Annotated in this window: 10 protein-coding genes; 2 read left to right on the top strand and 8 right to left on the bottom strand. The window is 66.2% G+C overall.

The genetic code is table 11. The features are described from left to right. Positions 1-76: 76 nt before the first annotated feature. Positions 77-1,771: an ABC transporter ATP-binding protein gene (locus GC106_RS40280; RefSeq protein WP_173141450.1), complete on the top strand. Its 1,695-nt coding sequence runs from the start codon at positions 77-79 to the stop codon at positions 1,769-1,771. Next, positions 1,765-3,510, top strand: coding sequence for an ABC transporter ATP-binding protein (locus tag GC106_RS40275; protein WP_173141449.1), 1,746 nt, complete (start codon positions 1,765-1,767; stop codon positions 3,508-3,510). Before GC106_RS40280 ends, GC106_RS40275 begins: the two co-directional genes overlap by 7 nt. Here GC106_RS40275 and GC106_RS40270 read toward each other — a convergent pair. From GC106_RS40270 to panD, 8 genes are all read right to left on the bottom strand, one after another. Beyond that, on the bottom strand, positions 3,490-5,280 hold the full coding sequence (locus GC106_RS40270) for an AfsR/SARP family transcriptional regulator (protein WP_173141448.1): 1,791 nt from the start codon (positions 5,278-5,280) through the stop codon (positions 3,490-3,492). The two genes, GC106_RS40275 and GC106_RS40270, sit on opposite strands and share 21 nt — an antisense overlap. A 235-nt stretch (positions 5,281-5,515) precedes the next feature. Then, positions 5,516-7,345 (bottom strand): AfsR/SARP family transcriptional regulator, encoded by a 1,830-nt coding sequence (locus GC106_RS40265; RefSeq protein WP_173141447.1) that lies wholly within the window; start codon positions 7,343-7,345, stop codon positions 5,516-5,518. A gap of 94 nt (positions 7,346-7,439) precedes the next feature. Then, positions 7,440-7,574: a hypothetical protein gene (locus tag GC106_RS49050; protein WP_281368752.1), complete on the bottom strand. Its 135-nt coding sequence runs from the start codon at positions 7,572-7,574 to the stop codon at positions 7,440-7,442. Between the two features lie 391 nt (positions 7,575-7,965). Next, the gene (locus GC106_RS40260; RefSeq protein WP_173141446.1) at positions 7,966-8,844 is read right to left on the bottom strand and encodes a GHMP family kinase ATP-binding protein; all 879 of its coding nucleotides are present in this window, start codon (positions 8,842-8,844) and stop codon (positions 7,966-7,968) included. Continuing rightward, positions 8,841-10,055 carry an ATP-grasp domain-containing protein gene (locus GC106_RS40255; RefSeq protein ID WP_173141445.1) on the bottom strand — a complete coding sequence of 405 codons (1,215 nt, stop codon included), beginning with the start codon at positions 10,053-10,055 and terminating at the stop codon, positions 8,841-8,843. The genes GC106_RS40260 and GC106_RS40255 overlap by 4 nt, the downstream gene beginning before the upstream one ends. Next, positions 10,045-11,460 carry an argininosuccinate lyase gene (locus GC106_RS40250; protein WP_173141444.1) on the bottom strand — a complete coding sequence of 472 codons (1,416 nt, stop codon included), beginning with the start codon at positions 11,458-11,460 and terminating at the stop codon, positions 10,045-10,047. Before GC106_RS40250 ends, GC106_RS40255 begins: the two co-directional genes overlap by 11 nt. After that, positions 11,457-12,497 carry a pyridoxal-phosphate dependent enzyme gene (locus GC106_RS40245; protein WP_173141443.1) on the bottom strand — a complete coding sequence of 347 codons (1,041 nt, stop codon included), beginning with the start codon at positions 12,495-12,497 and terminating at the stop codon, positions 11,457-11,459. Before GC106_RS40245 ends, GC106_RS40250 begins: the two co-directional genes overlap by 4 nt. Further along, positions 12,494-12,901 carry an aspartate 1-decarboxylase gene (gene panD / locus GC106_RS40240; protein ID WP_217281566.1) on the bottom strand — a complete coding sequence of 136 codons (408 nt, stop codon included), beginning with the start codon at positions 12,899-12,901 and terminating at the stop codon, positions 12,494-12,496. Before panD ends, GC106_RS40245 begins: the two co-directional genes overlap by 4 nt. Positions 12,902-12,906: the final 5 nt, after the last annotated feature.

Raw genomic sequence — 12,906 nt, 5'->3', positions numbered from 1 at the left:
CGACGTCATCGCTCTTGTCTTGTGTGGCCGGTGGCCTGTGGCCACCGGCCACACCAATCGTGCGCAGGGAGTCGCGGTGTCAAGCATTCGTCTGCTGGCCGGCGCGGTCCGGGCGGCGGGTCGCTGGGCTGTGTCGTTGTTCGCGGTCGCCCTTGTGGATGCTGCCGTACGGCTGGCCTTGCCGATGACCATAGGACTCGCCGTCGACGCCGCCCTGGGCGGGACTACGTCAACGGCGCCCGTGCTCGCTGTGTGTGCCCTTGTACTGCTCGCCACGGCAGCGGAAATGCTGCGTGAGGCCGCTGACGTCCGCGCCAAGGCCGCTGGCGCACTTTCGTTGCGGCGCAGGATGCTCCGGCACCTCTTCGACGTCGGGATCTCGGCCAGATCCAGGATCGGCGACGCGGGAGCGTTGACACGGCTTTTGGAGTCGAGTACGGAAGCCGCAACGGTTACGTCGGTCGCGGTCACCCTGGTGACCTCCTTGCTCGTCTCCATCGGCGCCGTGGTGGCGTTGTTCCTGATCGACATCCCGATCGGTCTGTTGGCTGTCGCAGCCGCGTTGGTGGTCTGGCTGCTGATGCGCTGGCTGGTCACGCGAATGGCCGGTACCACGAAGAACTACCAACAAGCACACGAGGAACTCGTCGCCGGTCTGACGAACGCGGTGGGTGGCGCACGCACCATCCGCGCCGCCGGTACCTTCGACTGGGAACTCGGCCGAGTGCTGAAGCCGCTCGACAGGTTGCGAGCGGCGGGTGCCGGCTTCTGGGCGATGCAACGCCGCGCGTGCTGGCAGTTGGGACTGTTCGGTCCGATCGCGCAAGTGCTCGCGTTGGCAGTAGCCGGGCTCGGTGTCACGAGTCAGCGCATCACGCCCGGCGAGATGCTGTCCGTGGTGGGCTATCTCGGTTATGCGATGGGCTTGTTGCGCCAGGTCGCGGCGATCGGACGGCTCGCCCGCGCGAAGGGCTCCGCCGATCGGATCGCGGAACTGCTGGCATTGCCCGTGCCACCTCCGGGCCGGCTTGACCTGCCGCCAGGCCGTGGTGAGCTCCGGTTGCGCGGAATCCGGGTCCGGGCCGGCGACCGGGACATCGTCAACGGGCTTGACCTCGACGTGGCCGCCGGAACGTCGATCGCGATCGTAGGCTCCTCCGGATCGGGAAAGTCCACCCTGGCGGCCGTCGTGGGTGGATTGATTCCGCCCGACGAAGGTACGATCTTGCTGGACGGAGTTCCTTTGTGCGAGGTGAAGCCGAAGTCCCTGCGCGCGGCCTTCGGATACGGCTTCGAACGCCCCGTCCTGCTTGGGGCCACCATCGCCGAGGCGGTCGGATACGCGGACAGACCGGCCGATGAGGGCCGTGTGGACGCGGCGCTGCGGGCCGGGGCCGCGGCGGAGTTCGTGGCTCGTTTACCGGAAGGCGCACACACCGAGGTCGAGGCACTGCGGTTGTCGGGTGGCGAAACGCAACGGCTCGGCTTGGCCCGAGCACTCTGCCGTGACGTGCGTGTGCTCGTCCTCGACGATGCTATGTCCAGTGTGGACACCGCTACTGAGGCCGAGATCACCGCCGCTCTGGCGCACGGCAAGAGTCATACGACCCGCATCCTGATCGCACATCGCATGTCTGTCGCCGCGCGAGCTGACGTCGTGTGTTGGATGGAAGCCGGACGGGCCCGCGCCGTGGCACCACATCACCAATTGCTCGCCGATCCGAACTACCGCGCGTTGTTCCGTGCTGAGCCAGCGGAGAGCACATGCTGAGCCCGAAAGGTGGCTGGCGGCTTTTCGTCCTGCCGGTGCTCGGCAGACATCGACGGCAGCTCTTGGTGCTGGCCGGGTGGTCGGTCGTTGAGGTCCTGCCGATCTCGCTGTCGGGCTGGCTGGTCGCGTCCGCGCTTGACCGTGGATTCATGGTTTCCGCGCCAGGAACCGGCCTGATGTTGCTGGGCTGCTATGGGGTTTCGTTGGTCGTTGGTGCTTTCGCGGGAAGGCAGGCCGTCACGTCGACCGGGCACGTGGTGGAATCCCTGCGGGACGACATAGTGCGCGCGGTGGTTGGCAGCGCCCTACAGGAGGCGGTTGAACGACCTCACCGGGCTGACTCCAGTACAGTCGCGCGGCTCGTCCTGCAGGCAGAGTCCGTCCGCCAGCTCGGCGCGAGCCTGCTGATGGTGGCTCGCCTCGTCGTGTTCAGCGTTGGTGCGTGCGTGATCGGCCTGGCTTCGCTCGCGCCCGCGATCGTCGTCTTATCGGTGCTTTGTATGGTGCTGGGCGCCGCCGTGCTGGTGCCCATGTCCCGACTGTGGCGAAGGCGGTACGAATACACGTTGGTAGTGGAGGAACGCCTTGCCCGGCGTGCTGGGCGCACGGTTGAAGGGTTGCGCGACGCGCTGAGTTGCGCAGCCGGTGATCGTGCGGTCGCTGAGCTCGATCAGGTGTTCGTCGCCAACGCTGAAGCTGACGCTCGAGTGGCGACCGCCGGAACCGCCCGAATCGCCGCGTTCGCCGTGGCGGCGCGCATCCCGCTACTGGCACTGCTGATTCTCGCACCGTGGCTGGTCTCGTCCGGTCTGATGTCCGCGGGGGCACTGCTGGGTGCCGCCACCTACCTGGTCGTCGGACTCGAGCCGGCGGTGCGCACACTCGTCGAGGCTGTCGGCAACTTGGGCTTGGAGATGTCGGTGTTGCTCGGCAGGCTGGCGGCCCACACGCGCCCTCCACGGGCATCTGAAGACAACCGCGGACCAGTCGAGCGGCTCAGTGCCGACGTGGACATGGAGGGGATCAGCTTCCGCTACGGCGAGCATTCCCGTCCGATTCTCGACCGGTTCACCCTGAGGATCCCGGCAGGTGAGCACCTGGCGATCGTCGGTCCGAGCGGGATCGGCAAGTCCACGATGGCCGGCCTGCTGACCGGGCTGTGCGAACCGGAGACGGGCGTCGTCCGGATCGGTGGACGGCCACTCGGTGATCTCGCGGAATCGGTGCTGCGTGAAAACGTCGCGCTGGTCCCACAGGAAGCTTATGTGTGTGCCGGCACGGTCCGCGAGAACCTGGCGTATCTGAACACCGCGGTTGACGACGCCACTTTGTGGACAGCCGTGACCGCTGTGGGGGCGAAGGAACTCGTTGATCGCCTGGGTGGGCTCGGTGCGAGGATCGAGCGACCCGGGGCGCTTTCGCCAGGAGAACGACAGCTGCTGGTGCTGGCCCGGGTGTTCGTTTCGCCCGCCCGGATTGTCATCCTGGACGAAGCCACATGCCACCTCGATCCCAGCGTGGAGGCCATCGCCGAAAGTGCGTTGGCGGACCGTGAAGGCACTCTGATCGTGATCGCCCACCGCATCACGTCCGCGTTGCGCGCCGATCGTGTGCTCGTACTGGACGGAGCTCGCCCGCAAGTCGGCACCCACGCACAGCTGTGCACGAGCTCTGCCACATACACAAATCTGGTTGGCCATTGGCAAGCCGTCGACAACTCAGCGGTCCAGCTGGACTGAGGCGAGCGGACGACGAGTCGCGGGACTGGGTTGCTGCACTCCGTCGACAGACACTGTTCCGGGAGTTTCCTGCGCCACCGCACGCTGCAGCGCATGCATCCGATAGGTCTGCAACCCTCGCTGTTCGAGAAAACCAAGCGATACCAACTTGTTCAGCGTCGCGCGCGCTTCTCTTGGCGGGACATCGGCCAGCAACATCACATCGTTGACATCGAAAACGGACTTCCGTAGGCAGGAAAGCCGGTGCAGCAGGTTCACTTCGCTCGCGCAGAGCAGGCGCTGTGACCGGCTCAGCACGGCACGGACACTCGTTGTACAGTCGTCCCCCGTCTCCAGCAGATCCAGCCGGCCGTTCACGTCACACAGTTCGCCGACCAGCCTGACCAGGCTCATCTCAGGTATCCGTGTCAACTTCTCGATGGCGATCCGCAATGCCAGGGGCATCCCTGCGCAGAGCTCGGCGAGCTCATCAACCAGGGCCAGTTCTTCGGTCCGCATTGGACGGCCAACGAGGGCTGTGACGAGTTGCCTGCTCTCGCTCAGATCAAGCGGGCATACCGTCAGCCGACAGGCGCCTTCTCTGGCCACGAGGCCGCGTAGTTGCCCGCGGCTGGTGATGATGGTCAGGCTCTCAGAACCGCCCAGCAGTGGCCGTACCTGGTGGCCGTTCAAAGCGTTGTCCAATATGACCAGTGTACGGGTCCGCGACAGCTCGGCACGCAGGAGCGCTGTTCTGGCCGGGACGTCGGCTGGCACATCGTCAGCGGCCACCCCGAGTCCGCACAGTAGTTCGACGAGCGCCTCGTTCGTGGACAGTGGAGGCTCGGGATGAAATCCACGGAGATTGATCCGCACGACCTTGTCGCCGAAACGTGCCGACGCGACGTCTGCCCAACGCGACACCAACTCCGACTTGCCCACCCCTGCTCCCCCGTCGACAACGATGATCCGTGCGCGCTCGGACAGCTCGTCAAGGCGAGCGATCTCCTTCTTCCTGCCGACGAACTCGGTGGGACCGGGCCTGGGTTTCACCGAGGTCTGCCTGTCCTGTGTGGAGGCCAGAATCTCCTGGTGCAGATCTCGCAGCGGAGCGGACGGTTCGACGCCGAGACGGTCGGCCAAGTGGCGCCGGATCTCGTCGAACCGGTTCAGCGCCTCGGCGCCACGTCCAGCCCTGTGCAGGGCAAGGATGAACCGGTACCACAAGCTCTCCCGAAAAGGGTGATCACCCAGCAGGTGGCCAAGGCGCGCGGTCGCCGGTTCCGGTGCCCCGGTGTCGATGTCGAGGTCACTGAGCCGTTCGATAGCCTGCAACCACTCTTCCTCGAGCCCCAACGCTGTCTGCTCGGCCCACCGGCTCGGGCCGAGACCGTGCAGCGCGGGGCCGCGCCACAGGTCGATTGCCTCGGCCAGCACGGCTTTCGGCGCATCGGTTTGACCGATGAGCCGGCGGAAGCGATACAGGTCAATGGCTTCAGGATCGACCCGCAGCCGGTAACCGCCGTTCGCGGTTTCGACAACGGGCTGGCCGCCCGGTACGCGCAGTAGCCGCCTTAGCCGCTTCACGTGTCCCCGTAGCGTTGACCGTGCCGACGGCGGTGGGTTGTCGTCCCAGAGCCGGTCGATCAGCTCCTCGACGGTGACGACCGCACCGCTGCTCAGCGCCAGCGCGGTCAGCAGAAGTTGCTGCTTCCTGCCGGCAATTCGCATTTCACGGCCGCCGACGCGCACGTGCAGCTCGCCAAGGACCCCGATGAACACATCTGTCATTCACAATCCTCCGACGCCGGAACTCCGACCACCACACCGAGCGGAATTTCACTGCCCGGCACGAAAGCCGGGCCGGCGAGCACGAGTCACGGCCAGAGTTGACGCAATGGTTGTCCCGAAGCCCCACAATGCCGCCGTGACCATCGGCGGCGAGCGGTCAGGCCAAGCGCCGCGTCTGCTCTGGTTTCACATGGCATCACGACGTGGTGGCGCATGCACTTTTCGACGGCCACTGTCAGGGCGAGTTCGCTGATGGAAGCAACGCGCGCACGCACCCGGCGACGACCGGATGGAGCCGAAACTGGTCTGTGCCCACCTGCATCAGCAAGTTGCGGTCGACAAGCTGGTCCAGAGAGGCCTCGACTGCGCCGACGCCCATGTCCAGCCGGGAGGCGAGCACGTTCCGGGTCGCGCTCAGCCGATCGGCCACCGCGCATGCGCCCAGTACCTTGTGCGCTTCCGCGTCGAGCCGGGACAGCGACGGCTCGAGATTCGCGAGCAGGCTCGCCGATTCCGCTCGTAAGCCGAGGAATCCATCGGGCGCGCTCACCAGGTGTCGCGCCAACGTGCTCGCGCTGATCATCGGCCTGTGCCGCAGTCTCGCCCCAACGAGGGCCAACGCCAACGGGTGACCCGCACACGCCTGGACCAGCTGGGTGACCCCCTCTTCGTCGGCGGCGAGCCTCTCCGGTCCGATATGGCTGCCGAGCAAAGCTCGTGAATCCTGCTGTTCCAGGGGATACAGCGACAGAGTGCGGGTCGCCGGCAGGGCCAGTAGCTTGTTCCGGCTCACGGCCAACACAGCCGATGCGGCTCCGCCTGGCAGCAAGGGCAGAATCTGGTCCGTTCCGATCACATCGTCGAGCAGGATGAGCAGCCGACGGTCCGCGATCGTCGCCCGCAGCAACGCCGCCGCCTGTTCGACGTCGCCAATGGGTCGGGCAGGAGGCACTCCCACGCTTGCGAGCAACGACCACAAAGCGTCTGAAGTGGACAACGGTGGCTGCTGTGTGCTGTGACCGCGAAGATCCACGTAAAGCTGCCCGTCCGGATAGTCGGTGGCGACCATACGCGCCAGCCGCAGCGCGAACGCGGTTTTTCCGATCCCGGGCATGCCGTCCACGGCGATCACCTGACGACTTCCCCGGCCCGCCCGGATCGCACCGGCAAGCGCGGCCAGTTCGAAATCCCTGCCCAGCAGCAGCCCGGCCTCACCCGGCAGATCACAACGAGGTGTGTGGACCGGTACCTCCGTCACGGTCTTCCCAGGCGCCGCGGTCATCGGACACCCACAAATCCTGTCGAGGGCATCCTGGTCGCCGGTCAGCACAGCCCGATGCGTCGTGACCAGTGCCCTACCTGGTTCGCTGCCCAGTTCGTGCAGCAGCCGGAGCCGGATCTTCGAGTAGACGGCGAGTGACTCGGCCTGCCTGCCGCTTTGGTACAGGGCGGTCATCAACAAGCAAGCGACTTGTTCGTGCATCGGGTTTCGTTCCTGCAGGTCCAACAGGTCGAGCACAGCCGCTGCGTGGTTGCCGCTGACTATGTCGAGACCAGCTCGACGCATCAGTAGTGTCAGCCGCATTTCGTGCAGCTTCGCGCGTTCACTGGCCAACGCCGGACCTGGCAGCCCTTCGAACGGTTCGCCACGCCACATCTCCAGCACACTCGCCACGTGACCGTACTGGTCATCGGACGACATCATCCTGGTCGCATTCATCGACTCGGTGGCCCGGGCAAAACGCGCGGCGTCCACGGCATCCGCCTCGATCCGCAGCGCATAGCCGTTGCGGACCCGCTCGATCACCGCCTCGTCACCAGCCATCTGAAGCGCCTGACGTAGCCGGTAGATGTAGGTCGGAATCACCTTGTGCGTGCTTTTCGGCACCTGGTCGCCCCACACCCAGTGCAACAACTCGTCGGACGAGAGTGCCATATTGGGACGAGTCAACATCACGCCAAGCAGAGCACTCTGCCTGGCCGGCCCCAGTTCGATCGCCCGTCCTCGGTAGTGGCCCCGCACCGGCCCGAGCACGTCAAAACTCAACGCGGTAGTCGATCTCACGAGCATAACCCATTCCTTGTGTAAGGGGACGAGAAACCCGTTCGACGAACCCGGAACCATCGAACAGCCGGACGCAAGCGCCGACAGCCGACGTTCATTTCGTGAATGTGGCGACCCGGACCGGAAACTTGGATCCCGTCGACGGATCGTCCGGTTCGTCACCGACCAGGGTGAAGCCGTCGATGGCCGCGGCGCAGCCGAGAACGACGACGTCTTTCGCCTTGACCACTCCGCCTGGGCACCGCCGCCGTACCGAGCAAGGTCATCACGATTCGTTTCACCGTTGACGCTTCCCCTCCACGAGCAATTGCTCCGATTCGGACGACGCGACCGACAGGGTAGGAAGCCGCACAGGGGACCGGTCCCCAGCGATGTCAGATCGGCGACACACCACAATCTGCCTGTGTGATTACAGGAATCAGGAGACTGATCCCCCCAGCCGCGACGCCACGGTGCCGGAACCGAGGAGGTGACGCATGCATCCACAGCGAGCTTGTCGTGCGGTTCTGGCCGTGGTGCTCACGGCCGGGCTAGCGCTGGCGATGGTTCCGCGGGTTCAGCTCGGCAGCCGCTCGACTCGTACCACTGCCACGGTGGTGACTGCCCGGCACCGCAATGAGTCAACGGCGCGACTGGTAACGTAACCGGGCGGTTCCGCACATTACGGCCGACTCCAGCAGCGCCCCGTGTTTCTCACAGAAGCCGGGCTCGGATTCGTCAAGCATGACACCGATCATCGTGCCGCTGTGCGCTACGACTATTCCGACTCCGCCGATATCGGAGCACGTCTTGACCATGTCGTCGAATGTCGATTTTGGACGAATTCGCTGGTTCATCTCCGCGCTCCGGGTGGCGACCAGTCCAATGGTCCGCAGATCCCCGTTTCGCACAGCCGTGCCGAGCCGGTCGAGCAGTGTGGCGTACTCGGCCCTGTCGCCAGGCGAGAACGGCTTCGGCAGGCGATTGAACGCAATCGTGTCGACCTGACCACCCTCGTCAACCGCCATGATGGTGACCGGCGGCAGGTCGCCAAGTCGGGCACGCAGGCGCGCGGTGCGATGGTGATATGCCACGGCCTCTGGGTACAACACACCGTCCGTCGGCTCGATGATCCGCAGGAACGCCTCGATCCGCGCGGTGGAGAGCTCGATCCCCAGCGCGTCGCTGATCGCCCTGGCGCTGGCCACCAGGTCGGCGGACGAGCTGGCCAGCCCTTTGCCTTCCGGCAGCTCACTGTCGATGGTCAACCGGCCGCCGGCCGGAAGGCCGGCCCAGTCCAGGATCAGCCGGGCCAGCGTGGCGGACTTCTGTTTCCCGGCCGGACGCACTCGCAGATCACCCCGGCCGGGCTCGAACGTCGCCGTGGAACCGAGCGTGATCGGCAGGGTGACCAAGAAGTCGCCGTCGGGTTCGGGCAGTACACCCTGTAGAAGCTCACCGAAGGTGCCGAACGCCGAACCCACGCCTGTCCGGGCCATCGTCGGGTGTTCGGTCGTCATCGGCCGGCTCCGCCGACCTCGACACGCAGGTGGGCCAGTGCCTCCTCAGCGCACGCACCGGCACGCACGGCGTCTTCGGCTGTCGCGATGACGTATCCCACGCGGTCCCTGAACGAGTGCGTGACACGGATCTGGTCACCGGGTGCCGCCGTGATCACTGCTTGGTCCACGCCAGGACTGCGTGCCGCTTCGGCCAGTCCGGACACTGATCGCACCACGCCCTCCTGCTGTACCTGCACGAACCGGATCGCGGCGGACGACTCCTGCGAGTGCCGACGAGACACCGGATGACCGGCCGCCTTCGCGATCACCCAGTCGACCAGATCGATCCCACGCGCCCGCTGGACCAGTGCCGGGATCATGCCACCCGCCAGCCTGGGATTGACCTCGATCACCATCGGCCCGGCCGCCGACATCCTCAGTTCGGTGTGCGTCGCCGACCAGTGCACCCCGAGAGCCGACAGCGCGGCCAAAGCGCACTCGCCCAGCGCCGCGGCCACGTCCCCGGACAGCGGTGCGGGGAAGTCGTGGCCGAGTTCGACGAAATACGGGTGTGGTCCCAGATGTTTGGCCACCACGCCGATGACCTCGTCGTCGAACACCTCCACGGAGAACTCGGCACCGTTCACGTACTCCTCGACGAGAACCGGTGTCGCGGCCGCCGAGTCGAACAGGACACGTGTGAACACGTCCACTTCGGACAACTTGTGACACAGTCGGACACCCGCGGATCCCGTGCCGGTGCTCGGTTTCACCACGACGGGCAGTCCGAGGTCGGCCGCGGCCGACACGGCCTGGACCACATCGGAGACGATCCGGAACCTCGGAACGGGCACACCGCTCGCGCTGAGCACCATCCGCTGGTGGTGTTTGCTGCGGCAACGGGTGATCGCGGCAGCGTCGCCCGCAGGCAGTCCCATGGCCGACGCAACCGCGGTCGCCGTCCCGATGAAGTATTCGGAACTGGAGGTCACTCCGGCCAGTCCGTCCGATTCCGACAGCAGTTCGCAAGCGGCGAGCACCTCGTCGTGCTCGCTGGTACTGACCACCCGCACATCGATGGAGTCGTGCTTCAGGTACGGGTAACGCGACGGATCAGCGGTCAGGACAACGGGTCGCATGCCACGTTCGCGCGCCGCGGCGGCGAACAACCGACCGGAACCGGTGGTGTTGCTCTCCACCAAAGCAAAGGCCTGGCCGTCACCGCGCACGAGCCGTCACATCCCCGATGATCGCCCGTGCCGCGGTGGTCAGGGCTGTGTCGGCCACACCGATGCGGTCGTGCCAGTCAACTCGTGTTCTGTTGTGGTCTGCCAGCTCACGGTGTGCCTCGGCGAAAGCCTCCGCGAACGCACCTGCTCCCCCGCCGAAGCGGTGCTCGGCGACGCTGTCGGCCGGGGCCGGGAATCGCGCACCGGTCTCGACCGCGAGCCGCACCGCTTCGCCGATCGAGCGGTGCGCAGACCGGAACGGCACACCTGCCAGAACCAGGCGGTTGGCAGCAGCGGTGGCGGTCACGTAACCATCCACGGCACGACAGTTCATTGTGGTTGTCTGCGGACGTGCGCCGCTGACCAGCACTTGAGTCAGCAGTATTGCCTCCCGGACCGCGGCCAGCGCCGGCCAGACAACGTTCATCGCTTCGGTACTCACTTCGATCGTGTTGGTGAAGGGTGTGGATTTGGTCATCGCCGCGGCGGCCGTCCACGCCCCGGTGACTGCCCCGGCCTTGGCTTTCACATGTTCCAGCAAGAACGCGTTGCGTTTCTGCGGCATCGCCGAGCTACCGCCCACAAGGCGGTCGGGAAACCACAGGAAGCCGAATTCGCTGGTGCTCCACAACTGCAGGTCAGTCGCCATGCGACTGAGCACAAGCACGACGCCGCTGACCGCGGACAACGCGCGCAACGGCACGTCTCGGCTGGCGACGCTGTCCAGCGCGTGCAGCGGCGGGTGGTCGAAGCCAAGCAACGCCGCAGTCCGAGCCGGGTTGATCCGCAGGTCCGTCCCGGCGACCGAGCCCGCTCCCAACGGGCATCGGCGCAGGCCGTCCATCGCATGGAGAACCGCCGCGCATTCACGACCGAGTGCCAGCGCGACGCCGAGCAGGTAATACCCATAGGTGATCGGCATGGCGGCCTGGAAGTGCGTGTACACCGGCATCACGACGTGCTCGTTCGCACGCGCACGAGCCAGCAGCACGGCACGTAACCGCACCAGTTCGCCGAGCACGTCGAGCAGTTCGGTGCGTAGCCGCAACGCGGTCGTCGTCGCCTTCAGGTCGTTACGCGAACGGGCCGTGTGCAGTGCGCCGCCGATCTTCTCCCCGAGCCGGTCGATCAATGTGTTCTCGTACATCAGATACAGGCCACGCGGCATCGGTCGGCCGACGAGTGAAGCGAAATCCTCGGCCCGCAGGGCAGTGATGTCGCGCAGCAACGCCGACGCCGTCTCCCTGTCCAGCAACCCACTTTCGGCGAGCATCGTCACGTGGGCGAGGTCGACCGTCGTGTTGAGACGGAGTTCGGCCTTGATCGTGTCCGCGTCGGCGTCACCGAAGACGAGCTGCCTGGTTCGCGGCCATAGCCCGGACACCAGCCGCCCTGTCTCGGTCACGAGCCAACCCCGGTCAGCGCCATGACGTCCGCATAGGACCGCCGCGCCCACAGGAACCGGCTCCACTGGCCGGTCGGCACGGTCGGGTCGGTGATCTCGACCGGTTCGCTGCCCGCCGCGGACAGGTCGACCCCCTGGCCGGCCAACCAACGATCGTCATACACCGTTTCCTGGTACCGGTATCCCTCATCGGGCAGCATGACCACGGTCAACCGTCCGGGATTCCGAGCGCTCCACCACTTGCCCACGTGGTAGGCCGCGCCGCTGGTCGGTCCCTGGAACAACGCACGTGCCCGGTGCAGTTGCCGCGTGGCCGCGTACACCTCGGTCGCGCCGCACCAGTGCACCTCGTCGAACACCCGGTGGTCGAGATTGCCCGGCATGAGGCTGTTTCCCAGGCCACGGATCAGCCGCTGGCCGTCCGGCTGGCCGAACAGCACGCTGCTGTGGGTGTCCACACCGACCGCTGTGATCTGTGGTCGCATCGCCCGCAACGCACTGGTCGTCCCGCACATCGACCCGCCTGAACCGACGGGGCCGACCACGCAGTCGATCTGCCCGAGCACCCGGTCGAGATGCTCGGCGACTACCCCGTATGACGCTGGATTGTCCGGATTCGTGTACTGCTCCGGGCAGAAGGTGTCGGTCATTCCGGCCCGGATCTCCGCCACCCTGCGCAGCCGTGCCGCCTGGAAGCCGCCGACCGGATCGGGCCGCGGGCAGATCTCCACCTGGGCGCCCAGATCGGTCAGCCTGCCCACAAGCCTGCGGTCCGCGACCGGGTCGCTGACCAGAATGAGCCTGCGGTCGAGCAGTGCGGCCTGCATCGCCAGCGCCAGCCCGAACGTGCCGGAGGTGGTTTCCACGATCGCAGTACGGGGGCCCAGTTCGCCGCTCCGCAGCGCCTTCCTCAGGATGTACCGAGCCGGCACGAGTTTCATCAGGGTGAACACACAGCCGTACAAGTCCTTGCCGAGCCTGACCACCCGGGGTATTTGCTGGGCTGCGGTGATCTCGTCGTACACGCTGGTGATCACGAGGTACCCGCAGCCGGAGTCGAGCCGTGCACGAGGCCCGGCAATGGTTCACCCGGGTCATTGCCTTGCTTGACAACACGGTTGTGTTTGTCGACGAACACAATGGACGGCACGAACTCGCGTGCCTCTTGCTCGGACATCTGCGCGTAGGCGATGACGATCACGAGGTCACCCGGACTGATCAGGCGTGCCGCCGCGCCGTTGATGCCCACTGTCCCGGTTCCGGCCGGTCCTTCGATGACATACGTCGACAGGCGGGCGCCGTTGTCGATGTCGACGACGTCCACCTTCTGCCCTGGCAGCAGCCCGGCCGCGGCGATCAGGTCCGCGTCGAGGGTCAGCGAACCGACGTAGTGCAAGTCCGCCCGGGTCACGGTGGCGCGGTGGATCTTGGCCTGCAACATCTCCA

It is taken from the genome of Kibdelosporangium persicum (genome assembly GCF_013280595.1).
GTDB lineage: Bacteria > Actinomycetota > Actinomycetes > Mycobacteriales > Pseudonocardiaceae > Kibdelosporangium > Kibdelosporangium persicum.
This window is presented reverse-complemented; position numbering and strand designations above follow the sequence as displayed.